This window comes from Pseudomonas sp. xss_4, from assembly GCF_043104125.1.
GTDB classification, from domain to species: Bacteria; Pseudomonadota; Gammaproteobacteria; order Pseudomonadales; family Pseudomonadaceae; genus Aquipseudomonas; species Aquipseudomonas parafulva_B.
In genome coordinates, this window is the sequence record NZ_JBICKJ010000063.1 from 1 (window position 1) to 21,993 (window position 21,993).

The 21,993-nt window shown below is 61.8% G+C and carries 20 protein-coding genes; 11 read left to right on the top strand and 9 right to left on the bottom strand.

Annotated features, from left to right (window positions below; all coding sequences use genetic code 11):
* Positions 1-752 precede the first annotated feature (752 nt).
* Together cysS and ACF8GB_RS11140 are read right to left on the bottom strand one after the other, a co-directional pair.
* The gene (gene cysS / locus ACF8GB_RS11135; protein ID WP_058605167.1) at positions 753-2,135 is read right to left on the bottom strand and encodes a cysteine--tRNA ligase; all 1,383 of its coding nucleotides are present in this window, start codon (positions 2,133-2,135) and stop codon (positions 753-755) included.
* A 9-nt stretch (positions 2,136-2,144) separates the two neighbouring features.
* On the bottom strand, positions 2,145-3,848 hold the full coding sequence (locus tag ACF8GB_RS11140) for a glutamine--tRNA ligase/YqeY domain fusion protein (protein WP_058639320.1): 1,704 nt from the start codon (positions 3,846-3,848) through the stop codon (positions 2,145-2,147).
* Positions 3,849-4,096: 248 nt separating this feature from the next.
* Between ACF8GB_RS11140 and ACF8GB_RS11145 the strand changes: the two genes are divergently transcribed.
* Together ACF8GB_RS11145 and ACF8GB_RS11150 are read left to right on the top strand one after the other, a co-directional pair.
* The gene (locus tag ACF8GB_RS11145) at positions 4,097-4,597 is read left to right on the top strand and encodes a peptidylprolyl isomerase (RefSeq protein ID WP_196142799.1); all 501 of its coding nucleotides are present in this window, start codon (positions 4,097-4,099) and stop codon (positions 4,595-4,597) included.
* Positions 4,594-5,316 (top strand): UDP-2,3-diacylglucosamine diphosphatase, encoded by a 723-nt coding sequence (locus ACF8GB_RS11150; protein WP_392527039.1) that lies wholly within the window; start codon positions 4,594-4,596, stop codon positions 5,314-5,316. Before ACF8GB_RS11145 ends, ACF8GB_RS11150 begins: the two co-directional genes overlap by 4 nt.
* Before the next feature lie 87 nt (positions 5,317-5,403).
* Here the strand turns inward: ACF8GB_RS11150 and ACF8GB_RS11155 are convergent, their stop codons facing one another.
* On the bottom strand, positions 5,404-7,731 hold the full coding sequence (locus ACF8GB_RS11155; RefSeq protein WP_392475730.1) for an acylase: 2,328 nt from the start codon (positions 7,729-7,731) through the stop codon (positions 5,404-5,406).
* Between the two features lie 222 nt (positions 7,732-7,953).
* On the opposite strand from ACF8GB_RS11155, the gene ACF8GB_RS11160 reads away from it, so the two are divergent.
* Positions 7,954-8,328, top strand: a complete 375-nt coding sequence (locus ACF8GB_RS11160; RefSeq protein WP_058639324.1) for a hypothetical protein — start codon at positions 7,954-7,956, stop codon at positions 8,326-8,328.
* Between the two features lie 31 nt (positions 8,329-8,359).
* Here the strand turns inward: ACF8GB_RS11160 and ACF8GB_RS11165 are convergent, their stop codons facing one another.
* Entirely contained in the window at positions 8,360-8,548 is a 189-nt protein-coding gene (locus tag ACF8GB_RS11165) for a hypothetical protein (RefSeq protein WP_023533551.1), read from the bottom strand.
* A gap of 149 nt (positions 8,549-8,697) precedes the next feature.
* Here ACF8GB_RS11165 and ACF8GB_RS11170 point away from each other — a divergent pair, with 149 nt between their 5' ends.
* The 4 genes from ACF8GB_RS11170 to ACF8GB_RS11185 all read left to right on the top strand — a co-directional run bounded on the left by ACF8GB_RS11170 (position 8,698) and on the right by ACF8GB_RS11185 (position 11,142).
* The gene (locus ACF8GB_RS11170; RefSeq protein ID WP_058639325.1) at positions 8,698-9,156 is read left to right on the top strand and encodes a hypothetical protein; all 459 of its coding nucleotides are present in this window, start codon (positions 8,698-8,700) and stop codon (positions 9,154-9,156) included.
* Positions 9,157-9,395: 239 nt separating this feature from the next.
* A complete protein-coding gene (locus ACF8GB_RS11175) occupies positions 9,396-9,776 on the top strand; it encodes a Mor transcription activator family protein (protein ID WP_078478675.1) in 381 nt (126 codons plus the stop codon).
* A 57-nt stretch (positions 9,777-9,833) separates the two neighbouring features.
* Complete coding sequence (locus ACF8GB_RS11180; RefSeq protein WP_145254535.1) at positions 9,834-10,469, top strand: DUF2589 domain-containing protein; 636 nt, start codon at positions 9,834-9,836, stop codon at positions 10,467-10,469.
* A gap of 85 nt (positions 10,470-10,554) precedes the next feature.
* On the top strand, positions 10,555-11,142 hold the full coding sequence (locus ACF8GB_RS11185; RefSeq protein WP_058639328.1) for a DUF2589 domain-containing protein: 588 nt from the start codon (positions 10,555-10,557) through the stop codon (positions 11,140-11,142).
* Between the two features lie 62 nt (positions 11,143-11,204).
* Here the strand turns inward: ACF8GB_RS11185 and ACF8GB_RS11190 are convergent, their stop codons facing one another.
* The 3 genes from ACF8GB_RS11190 to ACF8GB_RS11200 are packed head-to-tail and all read right to left on the bottom strand — an operon-like array spanning position 11,205 to position 17,318.
* Complete coding sequence (locus ACF8GB_RS11190; RefSeq protein ID WP_392527040.1) at positions 11,205-14,879, bottom strand: translocation/assembly module TamB domain-containing protein; 3,675 nt, start codon at positions 14,877-14,879, stop codon at positions 11,205-11,207.
* Positions 14,876-16,618 carry an autotransporter assembly complex family protein gene (locus ACF8GB_RS11195; protein ID WP_392527042.1) on the bottom strand — a complete coding sequence of 581 codons (1,743 nt, stop codon included), beginning with the start codon at positions 16,616-16,618 and terminating at the stop codon, positions 14,876-14,878. The genes ACF8GB_RS11190 and ACF8GB_RS11195 overlap by 4 nt, the downstream gene beginning before the upstream one ends.
* A gap of 52 nt (positions 16,619-16,670) precedes the next feature.
* Positions 16,671-17,318, bottom strand: coding sequence for a GNAT family N-acetyltransferase (locus ACF8GB_RS11200; RefSeq protein WP_196186439.1), 648 nt, complete (start codon positions 17,316-17,318; stop codon positions 16,671-16,673).
* A gap of 156 nt (positions 17,319-17,474) precedes the next feature.
* Here ACF8GB_RS11200 and xthA point away from each other — a divergent pair, with 156 nt between their 5' ends.
* The gene (gene xthA / locus ACF8GB_RS11205; RefSeq protein WP_058639332.1) at positions 17,475-18,287 is read left to right on the top strand and encodes an exodeoxyribonuclease III; all 813 of its coding nucleotides are present in this window, start codon (positions 17,475-17,477) and stop codon (positions 18,285-18,287) included.
* Between the two features lie 32 nt (positions 18,288-18,319).
* Here xthA and ACF8GB_RS11210 read toward each other — a convergent pair whose 3' ends face one another.
* Positions 18,320-19,069 (bottom strand): anti-sigma factor family protein, encoded by a 750-nt coding sequence (locus ACF8GB_RS11210; RefSeq protein WP_392527043.1) that lies wholly within the window; start codon positions 19,067-19,069, stop codon positions 18,320-18,322.
* Positions 19,066-19,587, bottom strand: coding sequence for a sigma-70 family RNA polymerase sigma factor (locus ACF8GB_RS11215; RefSeq protein WP_058605153.1), 522 nt, complete (start codon positions 19,585-19,587; stop codon positions 19,066-19,068). Before ACF8GB_RS11215 ends, ACF8GB_RS11210 begins: the two co-directional genes overlap by 4 nt.
* Positions 19,588-19,713: 126 nt before the next feature.
* Between ACF8GB_RS11215 and ACF8GB_RS11220 the strand changes: the two genes are divergently transcribed.
* The 3 genes from ACF8GB_RS11220 to ACF8GB_RS11230 all read left to right on the top strand — a co-directional run bounded on the left by ACF8GB_RS11220 (position 19,714) and on the right by ACF8GB_RS11230 (position 21,975).
* A complete protein-coding gene (locus ACF8GB_RS11220; RefSeq protein ID WP_392527053.1) occupies positions 19,714-20,766 on the top strand; it encodes a catalase family peroxidase in 1,053 nt (350 codons plus the stop codon).
* Positions 20,763-21,290, top strand: coding sequence for a cytochrome b (locus ACF8GB_RS11225; protein ID WP_078478681.1), 528 nt, complete (start codon positions 20,763-20,765; stop codon positions 21,288-21,290). Before ACF8GB_RS11220 ends, ACF8GB_RS11225 begins: the two co-directional genes overlap by 4 nt.
* Positions 21,291-21,429: 139 nt before the next feature.
* Positions 21,430-21,975 carry a cupin domain-containing protein gene (locus ACF8GB_RS11230; RefSeq protein WP_027915556.1) on the top strand — a complete coding sequence of 182 codons (546 nt, stop codon included), beginning with the start codon at positions 21,430-21,432 and terminating at the stop codon, positions 21,973-21,975.
* The last annotated feature ends 18 nt before the right edge of the window (positions 21,976-21,993 follow it).

Genomic DNA, 21,993 nt, shown 5'->3' on the forward strand with positions numbered 1-21,993 from the left:
GCCCCAGGATGGGGCCTACAGCGCGGTCCTCCCGGGAGCAAGACCGGAGTGAGGGAACCCCGAAGCGTAGCGTAGGGGCCGTATGAGTGGAGCACAGCGTTTTTTGGTTACTTTTTGTCGCGTTTGACAAAAAGTGACTCGCCGTAATGGCGAAAAGGTGACTAAGCGTCGCCATCGCAAATGGAATGTGCTCTCTTTCAATACCCACGCCAACGCAATCAAACTTGAAGCCTGAAACTTCAAACTTCAAACTTCAAACTTCAAACTTCAAACTTCAAACTTCAAACTTCAAACTTCAAACTTCAAACTTCAGAGTGTGGGCGCATACGGCAAGTTGGTATTCATTGGCGCGGGTGGCGCACAGTCACCTTTGCGCCCTTACGGCGGCTCACTTTTTGTCTTGTCAAAAAGTGAGCAAAAACCGCCTGCTCCTATCACCCGGCCCCTGCGCTGCGCTCCGGGGTCCTCTCGCTCCGGGCTTGCTCCCGGGAGGACCGCGCTGCAGGCCCCATCCTGGGGCCCAGCGCTTGACAGGCATCCATGCCTGTCACCTCCCTCCGCAAGCCCTGCGCTCGGCCTCCTTAAGTCGCGATCTGCGGCGCCTGAGCTATTGCGCGCTTAGAAGCAAAAGCAGAAAGCACGTGGCGGTAAGGACGCGGACAAGGACGACGGTAATCGCTTGGCCATCGCCGAGTGACAGGCGGGCTGGACATGGGTTGCAAGCAACCCAATCCCGCTCGCTCTCCCCCAGATCAGTCCGCCAACCGCCAGGTCGTCCCACCCTTGCTGTCTTCAAGCACCACACCCATGGCCGTCAACTGGTCACGAATGCGATCGGACTCTCCCCAGTTCTTGTCCGCCCGCGCCTGCAAGCGCGCCTGGATCAAACCCTCGACCTGGGCCGCGTCCACCTTCCCCTCAGCGCCTGCACGCAGGAAGTCATCGGCCTCCAGCTGCAACACACCCAGCACGTCACCCAGCTCACGCAAACGCCCCGCCAAGCCAGCCGCGGCCGACACGTCGCTCTCGCGCAGGCGGTTGATTTCGCGAACCAGATCGAACAACACGGCGCAGGCTTCAGGCGTGCCGAAGTCGTCGTTCATCGCAGCAGTGAAACGCTCGACAAAGGCCTCCCCGCCGCTGGCCGGTACACGAGGCAAGCCACGCAAAGCATGGTAGAACCGCTCCAGTGCACCCTTGGCGTCGCGAAGGCTATCCTCTGAATAGTTGATCGCGCTGCGGTAGTGGCTGGCCACCAGCAGATAGCGCACCACTTCGGGGTGATACTTTTCCAGCACGTCGCGAATGGTGAAGAAGTTATTCAGCGACTTGGACATCTTCTCGCCGTTTATGCGGATCATGCCGCAGTGCATCCAGGCGTTGGCGTACGGTTTGCCGGTGGCAGCTTCGCTCTGGGCAATTTCGTTCTCGTGATGCGGGAACTCAAGGTCGCTGCCGCCGCCATGGATATCGAAACTCTCACCCAGGCAGCACGTGGACATCACCGAGCATTCGATGTGCCAGCCAGGGCGGCCAGGCCCCCAAGGCGACTCCCAGCTGGGCTCGCCCGGTTTGACGCCTTTCCACAGGACGAAGTCCAGCGGATCCTGCTTGGCCTCGCCGACTTCGATTCGCGCACCAATACGCAAGTCTTCGATCTTCTTGCGCGAGAGCTTGCCGTAACCCACAAACTTGCCGACGCGGTAGTACACGTCGCCGTTGCCAGGCGCATACGCATAACCTTTGTCGATCAAGGTCTGGATCATGGCATGCATGCCGGCAATGTGATCGGTGGCGCGCGGTTCCTGGTCCGGAGGCAGGATGTTGAGGCGGCGTTCGTCCTCGTGCATCGCATCGATCATGCGGGCGGTGAGTGCATCGAAGGTTTCGCCGTTCTCGTTGGCCCGGTTGATGATCTTGTCATCGATGTCGGTGATGTTGCGCACGTACGTCAGGTTGTAGCCGCTCTTGCGCAACCAGCGGGTGGCCAGGTCGAAAGCCACCATGCTGCGACCATGGCCCAGGTGGCAGTAGTCATAGACGGTCATGCCGCAGACATACATGCGCACGTTGTTGCCGTCCAACGGCTTGAACGGCTCCTTGGTCTTGGTCAGGGTGTTGTAGATCGTGAGCACGGTGGTTCCTCAGCTGCCCCAGGAGTCACGCAGGGTGACGGTGCGGTTGAATACCGGGCGGCCCGGCTGGCTGTCCTTGAGGTCAGCACAGAAGTAGCCTTCGCGTTCGAACTGGAAGCGATCTTCCGGCTGCGCCTGGGCCAGCGAGGGCTCGGCACGGCAGCCGCTGAGCACTTGCAGCGAATCAGGGTTGATGTTGTCGAGGAAAGTGCCACCCTCCTCGGTCTTCTCAGGGTTTGCCGAGCGGAACAGACGGTCGTACAACCGGACTTCGCATTCCACACTGCCCTCGGCCGGCACCCAGTGGATCACCCCCTTGACCTTGCGGCCTTCGGGGTTCTTGCCCAGGGTGTCCGGATCGTAGGAGCAGCGCAGCTCGACGATGGTGCCCTCGGCGTCCCTGATCGCCTCATCGGCGCGGATGACGTAGCTACCGCGCAGGCGCACTTCGCCGTTAGGCTCCAGACGTTTGTAGCCCTTGGGCGGCGCTTCCATGAAGTCGTCGCGGTCGATGTACAGCTCACGTGCGAATGGCAGCACGCGCACGCCCATGTCTTCCTTGGGATGGCGCGGGAGTTCGAGCTGCTCGGTCTGGCCTTCGGGATAGTTGGTGATCACCACCTTCAATGGGCGCAGCACGCACATCGCGCGGGGTGCAGTGCGGTCCAGATCGTCGCGGATGCAGAACTCCAGCATGGACATATCGACCACACCGTCCGAGCGGTTGGTACCGATCATTTCGCAGAAGTTGCGGATCGACGCCGGGGTGTAGCCACGGCGGCGGAAGCCCGACAAGGTGGACATGCGCGGGTCGTCCCAGCCCTCGACGTGTTGCTCGTCCACCAGTTGCTTGAGCTTGCGCTTGGAGGTGATGGTGTAGTTGAGGTTAAGACGGCTGAACTCGTACTGGCGCGGATGCGCAGGCACCGGCAGGTTGTCCAGGAACCACTCGTACAGCGGCCGGTGTCCTTCGAACTCCAGCGTGCAGATGGAATGGGTGATGCCTTCGATGGCATCCGACTGGCCGTGAGTGAAGTCGTAGTTCGGGTAGATGCACCAGGTATCGCCCGTCTGGTGGTGGTGGGCATGGCGAATCCGGTAGAGGATCGGGTCACGCAGGTTCATGTTGGGCGAAGCCATGTCGATCTTGGCGCGCAGCACGCGCTCACCGTCCTTGAACTCACCGGCCTTCATGCGGGCGAACAGGTCGAGGTTCTCCTCCACGCTGCGCTCGCGGTACGGGCTGTTCTTGCCTGGTTCCTTGAGGTTGCCGCGGTACTCTTTGGCCTGCTCCGGCGTGAGATCGCACACGTAGGCCTTGCCCTGCTTGATCAGCTCGACGGCCCAGGCGTGCAGTTGGTCGAAGTAGCTCGAGGCGTAGCGAACGTCGCCGGCCCAGTCGAAGCCCAGCCACTTTACATCGCGCTGGATGGCATCGATGTACTCCTGGTCTTCCTTGGCAGGGTTGGTGTCGTCAAAGCGCAGGTGACAGACACCTCCAAACTCCTTGGCCAGGCCGAAATTGACGCAGATCGACTTTGCATGGCCGATGTGCAGGTAGCCATTGGGCTCGGGCGGGAAGCGGGTAACGATGCTGGCGTGCTTGCCCGAGTCCAGGTCGGCCTGGATGATCGGCCGCAGGAAGTTCGCAGGGACAGCGGGGGCGCCTTTGGCAGCGGCGTTGGGCGCGTTGTCGGCAGTGGGCTTGCTCATAGGATCCTTGAATGCACGTAGCCGGCCTGGGTAGGCCGAATGAATCAAAGGGCCTATCATAGCCGAAGCAGTCAAGCTGCCGACAGTCGGGCTCCGCCAAACTCGCGTGATTTCTCACGCCTTTTTGCCGCAGCCTTGGCAAAATGGCGCAAGCGCGCCATGTGTCCCCAACGCCTGACGCCGCGTCTGGTAGTAATCAGCGCCCAGCGCATCCTATTTTCGATTGCCTTGAAAAAGCGAGTTTCAGCATGTCCAAAGTCAAACTGAGCACCAACCACGGCGACATCGTCCTGCAGCTGGACGCCGAGAAAGCGCCGCAGACGACCGAAAACTTCGTTCAGTACGTCAAGGACGGCCACTACGACGGCACCGTTTTTCACCGCGTCATTAAAGGCTTCATGATTCAGGGCGGCGGCTTTGAAGCTGGCATGTCCCAGAAGAAAACCCGCGCCAGCATCCAGAACGAAGCCGACAACGGCCTGAAGAACAAGAAGTACAGCATCGCCATGGCCCGCACCATGGACCCGCACTCTGCCTCGGCACAATTCTTCATCAACGCTTCGGACAACGATTTCCTCAACCACAGCGGCAAAACCACCCAGGGCTGGGGCTACGCCGTGTTCGGTGAAGTGATCGAAGGCCGTGAAGTCGTCGACGCCATCGAGAAAGTTGCCACCGGCTCGAGCGCTGGCCACCAGGACGTGCCTAAGGACGACGTGATCATCGAGAAAGCCGAGATCATTGAGTGATACTGCTGATCTCCGATCTGCACCTGCAAGAAGAACGCCCGGACATTACCCGGGCGTTTCTTGGTCTGCTCGAAGGTCGGGCTCGCCAGGCAAAGGCGCTGTACATATTGGGCGATTTTTTCGAAGCGTGGATCGGCGACGATGCCATGACCGCTTTTCAGCAGTCGATCTGCCAAGCCATGCGACGGCTCAGCGACAGCGGCACTGCGCTCTACCTGATGCACGGCAACCGCGATTTCCTGATCGGCCAGGCCTTTTGCGAAGCTGCAGGCTGTACCCTGCTGAGCGATCCTTGTGTGGTGGAGCTGGGAGCAGAACGAGTGCTGTTGATGCACGGCGACACCTTGTGCACCCGAGACCTGGGCTACATGAAAATGCGGCGATTGCTGCGCAATCCCCTGAGCCTTTGGTTGCTTAGGCACCTTCCCTTGTCAGTTCGCCTGAAATTGGCACGCAAGCTGCGCAGCGAAAGCCGCGCCCAGACGCGAATGAAATCCACGGAGATCGTTGACGTCACGCCCGAAGAAGTGCACAAGGTCATGGCGGCGCACGACGTTCGCACGCTGGTGCACGGCCATACTCATCGCCCGGCCATTCACAAGCTGATGGTGGATGGGGAGCCGGCCCGGCGCATTGTCCTGGGCGACTGGGACAAGCGTGCCTGGGCCTTGCAAGTGGACGCGCAAGAGTTTCAGCTGGCGCCGTTCGAATTTTCCTGAGCGCTTGAGCGCTATTTGCTCGATAGTGGGCTAGCCCGTCTGATGCTTATGCGGGAGACGAGCAAGGCTTGCCTCCCGTCTCGACACTCACTGAATGCCCAGCCGCTCATCTCGCTCGCGGATAATCACCTCCCGGTACGCCGGATCGGCCTTGATCTGCTTCTCTGTGAACGGCATATCATGCAACTGACCGGCAGCGAACGCCTTGGTCTGATCACTGGCATGGGGCGAGGCCGCCTCGCTCGATTGGGAGAACGCCAGCAGACCGCGTGCCTTGGGACCTTCACCGGTGAAGCTGACCAGCTGTAGGTAGCTGGTGCCGCTGACAACCAAGCGCTTGCCCTGCCCCATCGGCACACTGTACATGGCGTTGTACACGCCAAGCGCCTGGGGCCCGCCCGGCACTGGCGTGCCATCATGGGCCTGTTGTACCTGCCCCCAGTGCGCCTTCGGGTCGATGCCCTCCTCGGCCACTTGCCGGAGTGAGGCAAGGGCCGCCTGATGAACCACCCTGCTCACCGATGCCTGCTCAACCGCCAGACCACGCGGGGTATGCACAGGATCGTTGCGATCGAACGCCACTCGCCATACCTGCGGTTGATGCTCGATTGCGTTGTAGATGTTTTCAAAGTGCACCAGCCCCATGTTGCTCTGCTGGTTGGCCTTGCCGTTCCAGCTGGCCAGGCTGCGGCACACGGGCTCGACATCAGTGGGGGCACGCTTGCACCAGCTCAGCAGATCCGGCAGCAGCAAACGCGCAAGGTAGACTTTGTCATCGGTCACCAAGCGCTGCAGATCTTCCACACCAAGCAGCGCCCTGCCTTGCAGACGTTCCAACGCGAAGCGCCCACGCATGCCCAGAGGCTGATCGCTGCGGCTGACCAAGGGCGAGTAGCCTGTCATCGGCTGCGCAGGGTTGGTCATCCAGGCTGGATCGTTGGAGTTCTGCACGAAATCATCGCGCTCCAGACGGGGCATCAGCTGCGCCGGAACCGTACCGGGTTGGGCAGCGCGGCTGTCGACTTTCCAGTTGCACAGGCTGCGGGAACCATCGAGCACTACCAGCGGGCCTGTCTGTTCGCCACCGCAGGCATCGAGCAATGCCTGGTCGACGTAAGGCACCACTGACTGGTTCAGGTAGGTCGTCTTGCCACGTTCATCCACGGCGACGGTGTTGACCCAAGGAATACCATGCAGCTGCTCAATGGAACGCGTCAGCGCCGCCACGCTGTCGGCACGATTGATCTGGTACCACTGTTGCAGCACGCGGGCGTTATCGCTGTTGGCATCACGCAGGCTGTAGGCCGTATGCCTGTCCCAGTCCAACCGCCCAGGCCACTGAACGACCGGACCAAATGACGAGCTATACAGAACACGCTCGACTTTTTGCAGTCGGCCATCGGCGGCCTTGACCATGATGCTGACGCTTTGGCGGGTCAGCGGCAGGGACTTGCCGTCGAGCACGTAGCGGGTTGGGTCCTTGGGGTCGAGTTGCAGGCGAAACAAGGTGAAATGCCTGGAGGTGTCGACGGTATGGGTCCACGCCAGGTGGCGATTAAAGCCGATGTTGATCGTCGGCAAGCCAGGTAATGCTGCACCCATCACATCGAGTTCACCGGGGATGGTCAATTGCATCTGGTAGAACCGCATGCCTCCCACCCATGGGAAATGCGGGTTGGCCAACAGCAAACCACGCCCATTGACCGAACGCTGGGCACCCACTGCAATGGCGTTGCTGCCACGCTGGGTGGCAAACCGTTGCTGCTGTTCCAGCGCTTTCCCGTAAGCGACGGCGGGCCGCCGGACATCGTTCTCGGGCGGCTGCGCGCCGGCCAGGGCTTCGACGAACTGCCCGACCCCACCTTCTGCAAGTAACCGCCGTGTAAGCTTGACCAGGTCCTGGCTGGTGATGGCGCGCACCCACTCACCCCCTCCACATTCCGGTGGCAGGCCCTGCTGACGACGCTCAGCCAGTGCTCGATTGAACCCACTGGCATAACCCGCCAAGAGAGCCTGGATGGCAGCGGGCTGCGCGTCCAGAAACGCCTGCACCTGTGTCGGCCCGTTGAGCCAGGTGAAGAAGACATCGCTGGCCAGGTTCTCGCGCTGGTCCACGGTCTGGCCTTGACCACCAAAATAGCGCGAGCGCTCACCGCTGACCGTCAGGACCTGGTCAGCCAGCAAACAAAGATTGTCCTGGGCATAGGCATAGCCAATGCCATAACCGAGTCCTCTTTCATCCTTGGCCACGATATGTGGCACGCCATAGGTAGTGCGACGGATCTGGGCGCTGGCATCTGGCGCTACGGGACGAGCGTGTGCGGTTAAGGCCGCAACCATGAGCGCTGCGGCCAGACCGGCACAACGGCTTGAGCGGATAAATGGGGACACGGACACTCCTCGAATACGGTTCATGCCGGTGAAACGAACGAACGCAAGAAGAGTTTAGGCGGCCTTTACGCTCAGGCCTGACGCTCGTGTACAGGGACCAGGCGTGACGGTAAAAGAAGCCGCTTGATCTGAGCCCACAACAACTGATGAAGGTTTTTTCGCTTTGCATTGCAGATTACAGGCGCTCATTCGTCTTATTCAAAGAGGCACCCATCGTTCGGTTCGTCCAAGAAAAGGAGCATTCACATGTACAACCCGCCAACTCCAGTGCAAGCCAACACGGCGCAGGCCAACACCCCGACTGGGCAGGACGCGCAGGTCGACGAACGAACCGGCAACGAGCAGATACGGGAGTTGCTGCGCAGCTTCGGGCTGCGTACGAGCCTGATACGGCTGAAAGTGATAGACGCCCTGCACGCGGCAGAGCGAAATGGAAGAAGCATTGGCGTGCGGGGTGTGCATGCGCAACTGGAGCAGTTGGACATACCGTTGTCATTTCTCAGCGTACGAGAAGTGCTCAAACGGTTATGTGCCGAAGGCGTGATTCAGCTAGGTGCTGACAAATGCTACAGCCTTGATCCGCAGGCACGTGCCCTGCTGGAGCGACCCACCTCAGCCTGAGTAGCTGGGTTGGCCACTGGACCGACAAACGTCATCGCCTGACTTTACGTCGCAGTATGCCGTTGATCACGACCACAACCACGGCAATGGCGATAGCCAGCATCTGAAAGGTCTGCTCGCTGATCGTACCCGCTTTTTGCAAATGGGAAAGGCCGATCATTAGCCCAAGGACCACCAGAATGATCAGGAGGGAATATTTGAGGCGCTGCACGTGTGTCATCGACGGTTCCTTGCTACATCCGGGACAGATGGCTTAGCTCAAGCCGCGCAGATGATACAACGTTCGCACGCCCCGGCGCTGCATTTCCTGCTGCCTGGTAGCACCCCAACCTGAAAACATTCGGCTTCATCACACGTGTGGGGAGCCCCATGAACAAACGCCTGTTAACACTCATGCTGTGCCTGACCGCCACGCCACTGCATGCCTTCAATACAACTGAGGTGCCTTGCGCAAGACTGCTCGATCTTGGTTACACGCTGAGCCAGCAAGCAGGGAGCAGCCAGTGGCAACAGTTGTGGCAACGGGTTCGAAAGGCTGGCTATCTGAATCCTGGCAACACTTCGTTGCGATTCGAGGTGCCCTCCGCTGTATTGCCAACACTTGCGCAGCAGACCCTGGCGCGCGCCGACCAAGTCCGGCCGGTGTCCGAGACCCACGCGATCTACCGCAGGACCTTCGATGACCGGATTATCGGATCCCGTAACGGGCAGCCTCTGCACGCGCTCTGCGTGCAGGTGGACTGGAGGTCCGTGCCATCCGGGCCGAGAAGTCTTCAAGACGCACACGTGGGCAGTGCCAGTCTACTCAGTGCCTACCCCTGCGACTGAGGTGCTAATACCCAAAGTGCCATACGTTGCGCACATCCCTTCGGGAACATTCGTTTTTCAAGCGCTTGCATGTTTTTTTCCTACACCGTGAGACTGCGCTGCCTGCATAAGCTAGTAACCGAAACTACAGCCCTCACCCCTAATGGCGCCTAGCGGGTCCCGCCGGCTATCACAGAGAATTTAGCCACACCTCGACGTTATGCCGCTGGTGACCCCTACCATTTTCGAAGGAGCGTCATATGGAAACGCCAGACTTGAGCCACATCGACGTTAGCCAATTGCCGCAATCGCTACAGGCACTGATTGAGTGCATAGGCATAGAAAACGCGTACCAGCTGACCTGCGCATTTGGCGGTAGGCCTAAGTACATTCCAAAACACCGCGATCGAACCAAACTTGCTGACGTGTTACCGGCTGAGGCACTCGACGCCCTGATCAAGCGCTTTGCAGGTGTCGCGCTTGAGATTCCCAAGGCTGATCATTTTATCCGCCAATTGCGCAACCACCAGATTCAGAAAGAAAGCGCCAGCGGATTCTCGCGCAGCTTGTTGGCCGACAAGTACGGCCTGAGCCTGCGCCAGATCGGCAACATCCGCCGTCAGGATTTGCCGTTGCGATGAGCTAAGCCTCCTCAACCCGTACACACCCTTAACCTGAAATTTAAAAGAGAACCCAGCATGTCCATAGACAACAGCCTCATAGGGTCCGTCATCAATGCCTTGCCCATGGACCGCATGATTGCGGGCCCGTTGCAGGCCATGGTCCAGGCCCAGGTCACCGCCAGCAAATCCTACGCAGACTTCCTCATGCAAGTCTGCGTACAGGACGGCAAGGCGGTCGCCATCCAGTTCGACTATGACGAGACCATCGTCGACGAGCAGGGCCAACCACAAGGCGTGGTGAAGAAGACGCTGCAAGTGCCGCTAATGGCGGCGATCACCCACCCCAACATCGCCATCGAAAACGGCACCGTCGAATTCGAGCTGGTCGTCAATCAGATGTCCGAAGCCACTTCGGCCAGGGACATGAACGCAGAAGGCGCCGCCTCCTTGGGCTGGGGCCCCTTCAAGCTCAACGTCAAGGGCAGCGTGAGCCATAAGTCCTCGCAAACGCGCAAGACCGACACCCGGGCACGCTACGCCTTCAACACGACCCTCAAGCGACAGGACCCACCAGAGGCAATGATGAGGGTGATCGACTTCCTCACGGAGGCGGCTACCAAGCCCATTATTGCAAAGGATGTCACGCAGCAATCGCCAGCCTTGAGTGCGCCACCTCAGGCTCAGGAAGAGCTCGATAGCCCAACGGCATGACTACTGCCAGCGCAGTCACGGCGCGGCGCGAACTGTCCCCCTGAAGGCTCTTCAGGGGACCCACTTGGCCCAATGAGTCGAACCCATGGACAAGAGCCCTGTCCCTATGACCTCCATTGACCTGCGCGAAATCACTCGCGGCCTGCAGGAAGCTGCGAGCGCCGCCAACAGCATGATCGCGCAACAGTACATTGAACTGTTCGATCGTTTTTTCGACTGCAATCACCAGGAGCTGGGCGCGCCGATGACCGCGAAGATGGTCGAGGTGGCCATGGATGGGCAGCACCTGATGCGCGTGCCCCTTTTCGCGCTAGTGTCGCCTAAAGGGTTGGCACTGGAACGGATGCAGGTCGACCTGTCGGTTCGCGTCCAGAATACCGAAGCACGACGAGCATTCACCCCAGCCGACGCAAGCCGCTCGGCCAGTTTCAAGGTAACCATCGGTGGCCAGGGGCGCCAAGGAGATAGCCGCGACCCCGACGAGGTGCAGATCCGGATGCAGTTCCAGGCAAGCGAACCGCCCGAGGCCTTGAACCGGCTGATCGAGGAATACACCAACTTGATCATCCCAGTTCGCGCCCCGGCTCCGGCTCCGGCTCCGGCTCCGGCTCCAGCTCCAGCGCCACCACCCTCGCCCACCAACGAATTCATCGAGGCGGCGACGGTACGTTGATTCCCAAACCACCTGCTTAACCCGACTCTCGGTCGGACCAAGCCGGCAACCTTCGGTGGCGACTAGAAGTCGCGTTTGTAGAAGACGTCCAGGGAGCTTGCCACGCCACTGGCAGCCTCGACATACACCTTCTTGCTGAGCTTGTAGCGCAGGGCGATGGTGTTGGCCGGCTCGAACACGCCCACTCCATAGCGCAGGCTGAGTTTCTCGGTCAGGTTGCCACTGGCCACCACACTGGTGGTGTTGCCTGAGCCCTCGGTATCGAGCTGGAAGTCATCGATACCCAGGCGGGATGCCACATTACCCGTGATCCCTGCGCTGCCGGCCAACCCCAGTCCCAAGGCAGCCTCGGCCAGCATGTTGTTGTCTTCACCCGATGCCCCCAACGGACGGCCAAGCACCAGGTAGGACAACGCTTGTTCCTGGCTCATGGCAGGCTCGGAAAACACCGTACTGGCCGGCTGCTCGGCGTTGCCGCTCAAGCGGATGCCGGCGATCACGTCATCGACTTGGCGGATCGCTTCGATGTCCAGGTAGGGCTGGTCGATCGGCCCGGCAAACAGCAGCCGGGCGCGGCGGATGGTCAGCCGCTGGCCGTAGGCGCGGTAGCGACCATCGGCCAGGCTCAACTCGCCACGCGTATCGAGATTGTCACCGATATGCACGTGCCCCAACAGGTTGGCAGTCAGGCCGAAACCACTGAACGACAGTTTGCCTCGGCCTACCTCGACATCGATATCCATGGCCATGGCCATCGGCGGCTTGCCCTCCTCGGTCTGGTTGCCGACGATGACCGTGTCGTCGGAAACCTTAACCGTGGAAGGGGGCAGCTCGCGCACCGTGATCTTGCCGTTGGGCACCTGCACCTTGCCTGTGACTGCCAACTTGTCGTCGATCAGTTCCAGGGTAAGGTCCGGCGCTACCTCCAGCGTGGCATAGGGTTCGACCGTGACAGGCAACTGCTGCCCTTGCACGCGGATGTTCATCCCCAGCGCCTGGCCCCAGGTCAGGTTGCCATCGACCTGGCCGCGACCTGCAGTGCCGCTGCGCCAGGTGCCGGCAAGCTGCACCTGTTCACCCGCGATCCGGGCCTGAAGGCCCAGGTCCTGGAACTGAATCGGCAGTTCGGCACCGGTGATCTGGCCGCCGCTCAAATTCATGCTGCCGTTGACTTGCGGCGCCAGCATCGTGCCAGACAGCTGCCCGCTCCCCTTGAGCTCCCCAGCCAGGTGCTCAACCATCGGCACGAAGGGACGGGCCACTGAGAGGTCGAGACCGGCCAGGTTGAAGTCGCCGGACAACGGCTTGTCCTTGCCCAGTGGATCGATACGCGCCGTGAGATTCAGCTGCCCCAGGCGCTCCCCCAGGAATGCAAGACGGGTATCGATACGCCGCGGCGCCAAGGTGCTATCCAGCCGCAGGGTCTGGTAGGGGAAATCGACCCAGCGGTTACCGTCATTGACACGCAATGTGCCGCCACTGGCGTCAACCACCACGGTGCCCTTTGGGCCGCTGGCGGGCAGGTCCAGGTTGATGTCGGCATTGAGCAGGCCCTGCCATGCGAAATCCTTGGGCATCCACTGCGCCAGGCTGTCCAGCGGGAAGCGCTTGAGGTGGTACCGCAGGCGCGGCTCAGGCGCCAACCGTTGATCATCACCACACAGACTGGCCTGCCCGGAACGCCAGCAGTGGGCGCCGAAATCCAGCTGACCGCTGGCCAGGCGCCGCAGTTTGGCAGGCGCCTGCAATTGCCAGTCTTGCCCGCCAGCCTGTACCCGCCCAGTGGCCAGGCGGCCGCGCCAGTCACCGTTATCCAGTTGCCCGTCCAGACCCACGTCCAGCTTCAGTTGCGGGCCGTTCAACGCCAGCGTCAATGCCTGTCGTCGCATGTCACCATTGCCGACCGCCTGCAGCGTACCGAGGGCGGTGTCACCCGCCTGGATACCCGTGACTTTCAAGTCGATATTGGCCCGTTGCCGGTCGTCCAGACGGGCCGAGAGATTCAGTTGCTGCAAGCGATTCTCGGCCTGTGCCAACCCGGTACCGCGCAATGCCAGCGTGCCTTGCGGCGCCTGCAGGGTACCGGCCACGTCCAGTTGCCCCTTGACCTGGCCCTGCAGCTCGGGCCACAGCTGCCCCAGCCGTGGCAGATCGATGTCCACCTTGCCGGCCAGGCGCTGTTGCAGGCTGCCACTTCCGTTTATACGATTGTCACCCAGTTGCACGCGCAAGGCTGCCAGTGTCCAGCGCTGCCCTGCCCCGTCCGCCTGAACGTTGAGCACAGCGGGTTGGCCGCGCAGGCGCCCCTTGAGGTCGAGCTGAGCGTCGAGCGACAGGTCATCGCCCTGCAGCTGGCCTTTGCTACGCAACGGCCCGGCCAATGTTCCAGGTAGCTCCGCCACCCAATAGGCCGGGTTCAGCGCCGACAACTGCAGGTCCACGTCCCAGGCGAGCGCTTGCGCGAAGCGTACGGCCACACGGCCTGTCGCCTTGCCTTGTCCCGCAGTAAGCGCCAGCGTTGGCAAAGTGACCTGCTCCAGATCCCCTTCGAAAGGGCTTGCCACCTTGAAGGCGCCGGCAGGCCCGTCCAGATCGCCATCAAAGCTGCCCTCGTAGCGACCGTCGCGATAGCGAACCTGCGCGTTCAGGCGTTTGAGCGTCACCTCAGGCGGTGTATCCAGCGGGTACAGGCGCAGCCAGGGAAAGTCCTGCCAGGCCAATTGGGCGTCCGCTGCCAGGCCGTCCTGCCAGTCGACCTTGGCTTGCAGCTTCACCTGCTGGCTATCGCCTGCGTTGAGATCAAGGCCCTTGACCACGGCACCTTTGCTGTCGACCATCCCGGACAAAGCCAGGGCGATGGGCGACTGCTGGGCTGGCAAGTTGGCAGACCCGGTCAATGCATAGCCCGTCTCAAGGTTCCCATCGGCTAACAGCACCAGGTCATCGAGCTGCAGGGTGTCGGGCAGTGCCTCGGATGGCTTGAACGCCTTGGTCTGAATGCTCAGGCTGGCCGGCAGGTGTTCAGCCAATGCCTGGACCTTGCCCGCAAGGGTGGCATCCAGATACCCATTGCTCGTCCCGGTCAGGTCAAGCGAGCGTTGCAGTTCACCCGTGGCTTGCAATGCCAGTTGCCATGGCTTGTCCCCCACGGCGGGGAGCTGCACCTGGGCCTGCAACTGCACAGGCCAATCGCCTTGAGGCTTCACATCACCTTGCAGGCCCAACTGCAGATCGTCGCGGGTCAGGTGCAGGCTGTCGATGCGCATGCCTTCACCGGTCCAGTGCGCAGCCAGTTGCAGATCACCGAGCAGGTCGCTGCCATCCAGGCGCAGTTGCCCTATCTTCACCTCGCCCAGTTCGATGGCAAGCGGCAAGTCCAATGTGGGCAGTTGCAGCGGGCCGTCGTTGCTGACGTCAGTCGAGGGGGCGAACGCCATGTCGATTCGTTCTGCGTGCAACTGCTCGATGCACAAAGCCCCACGCAGCAGGCATGCCGGGGACCAGTTCAGCAACGGCGCCTGCGTCTGGACTTGGGTCTGCCCATCGACGTAGGAAAGACGAGTGGCTTGCCAGGTGCCCGCCAAGCGTCCTGCGAAACCCTCCACGGTCAGCCCGGGAACCTTGCCCAGCGCCCAACGGCTGCCGCCCTCGGTGCCGATCACCAACGCGATGGTCAGCGTCAGGACGGCCACGAGCCCAAACAGGCCCAGCAGCATGTATTTGATGACAGATTTCAAAGCTCAGGCCCCATGGAAAAGTGCAGGCGGATGCCGCCGTCGTCGTCCAAGGCCTTGGCCAAGTCCAAGCGTAGCGGCCCTACCGGTGAAACCCAGCGTACGCCGAAGCCGACCCCCGTCTTCAGGTTGGGCAACTCGAAGTTGTTGAACGCGTTGCCCTGGTCGACGAAGGTCGCCAGGCGCCATTTGTCCGTCAGGGAATACTGGTATTCGACGCTGCTCGCCACCAGGTAACGGCCACCGATGCGATCCCCGTCGCTGTTTTTCGGCGACAGGGTCTGGTAGTCGTAGCCGCGCACGCTCTGGTCGCCACCAGCGAAGAACCGCAGCGAAGGCGGAACGCTGTTCTGGAAACCGTTGGTGGCGCTGCCGCCGAACTGAACGCGGCCCAGCAGCCGGTGGTTCTGACCTACCGTGGTGAGCCCTTTGAGCAGCACGTTGCCGCGCAGCAGGTTCGTATCGGAACCCAGGCCTTCCTTTGCCACTTGCGCTTCGAACTGCACGCGATAGCCATTATGGGGGTCAATGCGGTTGTCGCTGCGCAGGAATGAATAGCTGATACCGGGCATGAGCAGGTTGCTAAGGCCCGCATCGTCCCCCAGCCGGTACTCTTCGCGCTGGTACTTGAGCGATATGACCCGCTGCCAGCCGCTGGGCAGCTTGCTGTGCCATTCAGGGCCTACCGTCAAGAGCTTGCTGAGGGTGTCGGTGCCCGCCAGTTCTTCGTTCTGGTACCCCCCGGCAAATCGCAGTTTGTCGGTCAATGGCGGGTCCAACGGGATGTCGTACCACAGCCCCACGTTTTGACGCGGCGCCGACAGCTCCGCTTCCCAGCCATAGCTGTGCCCCTGGGGATTGACCCAATGGCGCGTCCAGTTGGCCTTGCCGCGCGGGCCAACGTCGGTGGAATACCCAAGGCCCAAGCCCAATGTGCGAGGCTTGCGGGTTTCCAGGCGTACATCGACCGGAATATTCTGAGCGACTGCGGCCGTGGGCGCGGCGTCTACGCGCACACCCTCGAAGTAGCCGCTGGACTGCAAGTCGCTGTTGAGTTCGGCAATCAGCTCCGAATCGTAGGGCGTACCGGGTTTGAACGAGACCATCCGCTGCAGCAAATCGTCGTCCAACGGCGTATCGCCACTGAAGGTGACCGCGCCCAGTCGGTACCGCGGCCCACTTTGGTAGACCAGGTCGATATCGGCCACCCCGGCGCGGGGATCGACGGCCAGGCGCTGCTGGCTGAAGCGACCTGCGAAGAAGCCATAGCGTGAGGCCTGGTTCTGAATGACACGCTTGGCATCCTCATAGACACCATGGTTCAGTTGCTCGCCAGTGCGAAGCGCGCCCCCGGAAGGCACTCTGAACGCGGTCATGTCACTGGCCGGCCCCTCGACACGCACGGTCACGTTGCGCAGGCGTATCGGCTCGCCGGGCACGATGTTGACCACCAGTCGTGGTGAACCGTCATCGTCGCGGGGCGGCTTGACGTCGGTACTTATCTGGGCCTGGTAGTAGCCCAGCGCCTGGGCCGCTTTGCGCGCCTGCTCCTCGGCCCCGCGACTGAAACGCAGCAGCGCTTGCTCGTCGCGGTCGCCCAAGCTACCGATATAGCCCTCGACATTGGCCTTGAGCGCCTTGTTGGCCGGCTTGACCGTCACCACCAATTCGCTCTGGCCCCATGCAGCAAAGCTGACGGCCCAGATCACCAGGCCCCAGTGAACTCTTCCTGAATATGTCATCCCGCGCATGCTACCAGACCAAGGGTGTAAAAGAAGCCAACCGAAACGCCATTCACGCCAAGGGTTCACTGACCTGAGCGCTGTCATACATCAGAACGCGTTGGCGCACTGTCCCAATGGCGACCTCGCCAACCTCGACAAAGCCTTGCATGTGATAAAACGCCACGTGTTCATCATTGCCCGTGTCGACGACGATCCCTTCGACCTGCCCATTCTTCATACACCATTGTTGTACCGCATGTAACAACTGGGCCGGATACACCTGGCCTTGCAGCGCCGGCAACACCCCCAGTAGCGGCAGCACGTGCACTTGATCGGTAGGCCGGCATGTCGAGACAGCCGCCTGGTACGCCATGAAGCGCCGGGTGGCGCGCACCCCCGCGCCAACCATCATGCGCAGGCGCCAGGCCCAACTGTCAGCCACACCCAGACGCCGCAGTGGCGGCACAATCAGCGCGACGCCTACCAAGCGATCGTCCAGCAGCAGGCCAACGGCGGGCAGTTGCAGGTAGAAATGCTGGCGTACCCACTCGCGTAGCAGCGTACGTAGGCGGCGCTCATAACCAGGGCGATGCGCTTCGAGCAGATAAGCGAAGGTAGGGTCGTCCCGGTAGACGGTATACAGCAGTGCCCGGGTTTCGCGGCGATAACCGGAGTCGAGCAGGCAAACGCGGGCCTCGGCGGCAGGGGCTTGAGACATGGAGGGGAACCTTCTGGGCTGGCTGATAGGCCTTGGAGGCACAATGCCGCCCATCGTTCACCTTCGCGCCATGTCAGCCGCGCCTAAGCGCCCTCATGCTGGTGATCAACGCCGATGTCGGCTAGCATCGCGCCTTTTTACCGGGATCGGCTCTGCATGAAGATCGTCTGTTTCAACATCAATGGCCTGCGGGCGCGCCCACACCAGTTGGCCGCCTTGGTCGAAAAGCACCAGCCGGACATCATCGGCCTGCAGGAAACCAAGGTCAGCGACGATCAGTTTCCACTGGCCGAGGTCCAGGCTCTGGGCTACCACGTGCATTACCACGGGCAAAAGGGCCACTACGGTGTCGCCTTGCTGTCACGCCAGGCACCTTTGAGCTTGCACAAAGGGTTTTCAACGGACGAAGAAGACGCCCAGCGGCGCTTCATCTGGGGCACCTTCGCCGACCACCACGGCAACCCCATCACCGTCATGAACGGCTATTTCCCCCAGGGCGAAAGCCGCGACCACCCCACCAAGTTTCCCGCCAAGCAGCGTTTCTACGCGGACCTGCAAGCGCTGCTCGAAAGCCAGTTTCGCAGTGACCAGCCCGTGTTGGTCATGGGCGACATGAACATATCCCCAGAGGATTGCGACATCGGTATCGGCCCAGACAATGCCAAGCGCTGGCTCAGGACCGGCAAATGCAGCTTCCTGCCAGAGGAGCGGGAGTGGATGGAGCGCTTGAAAGGCTGGGGGCTGGTGGACAGCTTCCGGCATCTGCACCCGGGTGTCGACGACCGTTTCAGCTGGTTCGACTACCGCAGCCGCGGCTTCGAGGACGAGCCCAAGCGTGGCCTGCGCATCGACCTGATCATGGCCTCGGCAAGCCTGGTTCCGAGGATCAAGGCTGCAGGCGTGGATTACGAACTGCGCGCGATGGAAAAACCGTCGGATCATGCGCCCATCTGGCTAGAGCTCAGCTAAGCCAGCCTAGGGCGCAGGAGGCCTTGTACGGCTCACAACGTCGTGCGCAAGGCCTCGCCGATACCCACACCGCGACCATCATCGGCAGCACTGACCAGGGCGAAATTGTAGGCGCCATGGGACCAGTATCGGGCCTGGAGCTGCCCATCGATTCGCTGCCCTTGCGGCATGCGCCGGAAGTGCTCGCCGGGTGAGCGCAGGAACAGGCTGATACGGCGCCCCGCCCCGTCCTGGAACACCACCAGCGCCGCCGGCCCTTGCTCGTTACTGAGCAGCCGGGCGCCCACCGGGGCGAACCCGTAGCCTGCCAAATCAGGCAGTTGGCCCACCTGGTGAAAGTGCGCTTGCAGCCAGGTGCGCAATTGATCGGGGTCACGCGCCTGAATATCCAGCGCTTGGCTGTCGGCGAACAATCGGTGGGCCTGCACGGCATCAGCCATGGGCTTTGCGTCGGCAAAGCTGGCATCGCGCGCCTGCCACCCGCCAAGTCCCCCAACGCCTAAGGCTAGGACGATCGCTGCAGCACTTGCCCAGCGACGCTTCAGGCGGTGTCCCGCCTGTTGGCGCAGCTGATCGCGATCAACCCGCGGGCCCGCCAGCGGCTGCGCAAGGCCCGCCAGGCTCGTGCGCAACTGGCGCGCATCGGCGCGCCAGCCTTCCACACGTTGCGCAGCCTTTGGATGATTGGCCAGCCAGGCCTGGACTTCGGCACGGCGCACCGGGTCCAGGCGGTCATCGACGTAGGCGTGAAGCTCTTCTTCGCTAGGAATAAGACGGGTCATTTCAATCTCCGCAAGGCCGGTGGTCGAGGGCTGTCCTCGGTCAATGCACGCAGGGCATCGCGCGCCCGCGACAGCCGTGACATGACAGTACCGATTGGAATACCCAACGTCTGGGCAGCCTCCTTGTAACTCAGGCCCTCAACGCTCACTAGCAACAGCAACGCGCGCTGCTCGGTCTTGAGCCGGCCAAATGCCTGCAAATCCGCCTGCGCCAGCACGATGTCCTCAAGGTTATCGCCGGCCGTTTCTTCGGCAGCGCTACTGCTGGCGAACCAGGACAGCCAGCGGGCATGCAACCGTTCTCGCCGTTTGCCATCCAGAAACAATCGATAAAGGATGGTGAACAGCCAGGCGCGCAGGGCATCGGGATCCTGATGCTGCTGACGCCGGCTCAAGGCACGTTCGACCGTGGCCTGCACGAGGTCATCCGCACTTCCCGCCTCGCGGGTCAGCCAGAGGGCGAAGCGACGTAGTCGGGCCAGTAGCGCTCGCCATTGTTGGTCGTCCAAGTCCTGCATGGAAAATATCCGGTCGATGATGGGGCAGTCTAGAGAACAGACGCGTTGGAGAAAAAGTTATTCCCGCTCGGGGAATAACTTTTCCAGGGCAGCGTCGTACTGGCACTTTTCGTGAAATCAACGGGACTGACCATGAACCAACCTTTGCACGGCCGGGCCAAGGCCTGGCGGCTTGCCGCAATCGGCGCGGTGATGCTGGCTGCCGGTGCGGGCTTCGCCTACAGCGCCGGCTGGCTTGGCCAATCCGCGCTCACACCACAGCGCATCATCGACACGTTCGAGGCCCAGGCTGGGCACTACCCGGGTTATCGCAAGAACCACGCTAAAGGCCTGTGCGTGAGCGGCTATTTCCAGGCCAGCGGGCAAGCGGCAAGCTTGTCGACGGCACGGGCATTCACCCAGGCGCATGTGCCGGTCACAGGCCGCCTGGCCATTGGTGGTGCCAACCCGTTTGCGCCTGACACCGGCATCCCCGTGCGCAGCCTGGCAATCGAACTCGCCACCGACGATGGGCAAGTCTGGAGGACCGGCATGAACAACCCGCCCGTTCTGGCGGTAAGTACGGCCGAGGCGTTCTACGAGCAGGTGCTGGCCAACACCCCGGACCCGGCCACGCGCAAGCCCGACCCTGCCAAGGTACAGGCCTTCTTTGCAGCCCACCCCGAGAGCGCCGCGTTCAGGCAATGGGCAGCCAGCTACAAGCCCAGCGACAGCTTCGCCAACACCCAGTACCACAGCATCAATGCATTCAAGTTGATCGATCACGACGGCCATGCCCATCCGGTGCGCTGGCAGCTTGAACCGCTCACGCCGTATACGGCCTTACCGGCGAAGGTGGACGACCCTCTGTTCCTGCAACATGACCTGCGACGACGGCTGGCGCTGGGGCCGTTGCGCTGGACCCTGCGCCTGGTACTGGCCGAACCGGGCGACGCTATCGACGACCCTGCCAAGCCTTGGCCAGCGAGCCGGCGCAGCGTCAACGCAGGCACCCTGGTGCTTGAGCAGGTCGACGCACCGGAACAGGGTGCCTGCCGCGACCTCAACTTTGACCCCTTGATACTGCCCCACGGCATCGAACCCTCCGCCGACCCTATACTCGCGGCCCGGTCAGCGGCCTATTCGGAATCATTCAACCGTCGTAGCCGCGAGTCCTTGAGCACGGGAGCCCGACCATGAAACCCACCGCCTTTCATCCCGTCGCCCGCCTGCTGCACTGGTCGATGGCGTTCCTGATCCTGGCCATGCTCTTGATCGGCGTGAGCATGGTCACGGACCTGTCGGTCCGTCACCCCGTACTGGTCAGCTTGCACAAGATCACGGGGCTTGCGCTGCTGGTGCTGATCGTAGCGCGCATCATCGTGCGCCTGAGCATTCCCCATCCACCTCTGCCCCAGGACCTACCAGCCTTCCAGCGCCTGGCTGCCGGCGCTTCGCACCTGCTGCTGTACGGCCTCATGCTAGCCATGCCCTTGCTGGGGTGGGCCATGCTCTCGGCCGGCGGGTACCCTCGCCCGTTTGGCCTGCCGGCGATCGTGCCCCATGATTTGCAGCTGTATGCCGTGCTGCGCCAGGCGCACGGCTGGGGAGGCTACCTGTTGTTCGCCACGGTACTGGTACACGTGGGCGCTGCGCTGATGCACGCCTGGGTTCGCCGTGATGGGGTGCTGCGCAGCATGTGGCCAGGATCAAAGGCGGACTGAGGGCGCCGCATCTTGCCTGGCGATGGCCCGTCCGGCCTCGCTGGCAGCGGGCACCTGCAAACCGCAGCGCGCAAGCCTTGAGAGTGTGTTTTAATGCGCCTCGCTCATTATTCTTGACACCTCTTATTACAAGGCGGCTATGGACACGGGGACGCGACTCAAACTAGTGCGTGAACGCAACAACCTCTCCCAGCGAGAGTTGGCGCGCCGCAGCGGGCTCACCAACTCGACCATTTCGCAGATCGAGCAGAACCGCGTCAGCCCATCGGTCAGTTCCTTGAAAAAGCTGCTGGAGGGCATTCCGATGAGCCTGGCAGAGTTTTTCAGCTTCGATGAACCCGTGCGTGAGGAGCGTTTCGTGTTCCGGGCGGGCGAGCAGCCCGACTTGGGTCGCAACGGATTGCGCATGCTGCTGGTAGGTGCCAGCGTCGAGGGCCGGCAAATGCGCATGCTGCGCGAGCTTTACGCCCCAGGTGCCGACTCGGGCGAGCCCATCGTGCACGCCGAGGGCGAAGAGTGCGGGCTCGTCACGCGAGGCACCGTCGAGCTGTGGGTCGATGGCCAGGTCAGCGTGCTCAATGCGGGAGATGGATACTACATCCCTACCACCCTGCCCCACAGTTTCAAGAATATTGGCCAGGACGAAGCGGAGATCATCAGCGCCAATACCCCCGCGAACTTCTGACCCAGGCGACGTGATGGT

Bases quoted from the DNA above. Each gene is read 5' to 3' on its own strand.
- ACF8GB_RS11140 (WP_058639320.1), bottom strand. From the start codon at position 3,848: ATGAGCAAGCCCACTGCCGACAACGCGCCCAACGCCGCTGCCAAAGGC.
- ACF8GB_RS11145 (WP_196142799.1), top strand. From the start codon at position 4,097: ATGTCCAAAGTCAAACTGAGCACCAACCACGGCGACATCGTCCTGCAG.
- ACF8GB_RS11155 (WP_392475730.1), bottom strand. From the start codon at position 7,731: ATGAACCGTATTCGAGGAGTGTCCGTGTCCCCATTTATCCGCTCAAGC.
- ACF8GB_RS11160 (WP_058639324.1), top strand. From the start codon at position 7,954: ATGTACAACCCGCCAACTCCAGTGCAAGCCAACACGGCGCAGGCCAAC.
- ACF8GB_RS11165 (WP_023533551.1), bottom strand. From the start codon at position 8,548: ATGACACACGTGCAGCGCCTCAAATATTCCCTCCTGATCATTCTGGTG.
- ACF8GB_RS11170 (WP_058639325.1), top strand. From the start codon at position 8,698: ATGAACAAACGCCTGTTAACACTCATGCTGTGCCTGACCGCCACGCCA.
- ACF8GB_RS11175 (WP_078478675.1), top strand. From the start codon at position 9,396: ATGGAAACGCCAGACTTGAGCCACATCGACGTTAGCCAATTGCCGCAA.
- ACF8GB_RS11180 (WP_145254535.1), top strand. From the start codon at position 9,834: ATGTCCATAGACAACAGCCTCATAGGGTCCGTCATCAATGCCTTGCCC.
- ACF8GB_RS11185 (WP_058639328.1), top strand. From the start codon at position 10,555: ATGGACAAGAGCCCTGTCCCTATGACCTCCATTGACCTGCGCGAAATC.
- ACF8GB_RS11195 (WP_392527042.1), bottom strand. From the start codon at position 16,618: ATGACATATTCAGGAAGAGTTCACTGGGGCCTGGTGATCTGGGCCGTC.
- ACF8GB_RS11200 (WP_196186439.1), bottom strand. From the start codon at position 17,318: ATGTCTCAAGCCCCTGCCGCCGAGGCCCGCGTTTGCCTGCTCGACTCC.
- xthA (WP_058639332.1), top strand. From the start codon at position 17,475: ATGAAGATCGTCTGTTTCAACATCAATGGCCTGCGGGCGCGCCCACAC.
- ACF8GB_RS11210 (WP_392527043.1), bottom strand. From the start codon at position 19,069: ATGACCCGTCTTATTCCTAGCGAAGAAGAGCTTCACGCCTACGTCGAT.
- ACF8GB_RS11215 (WP_058605153.1), bottom strand. From the start codon at position 19,587: ATGCAGGACTTGGACGACCAACAATGGCGAGCGCTACTGGCCCGACTA.
- ACF8GB_RS11225 (WP_078478681.1), top strand. From the start codon at position 20,763: ATGAAACCCACCGCCTTTCATCCCGTCGCCCGCCTGCTGCACTGGTCG.
- ACF8GB_RS11230 (WP_027915556.1), top strand. From the start codon at position 21,430: ATGGACACGGGGACGCGACTCAAACTAGTGCGTGAACGCAACAACCTC.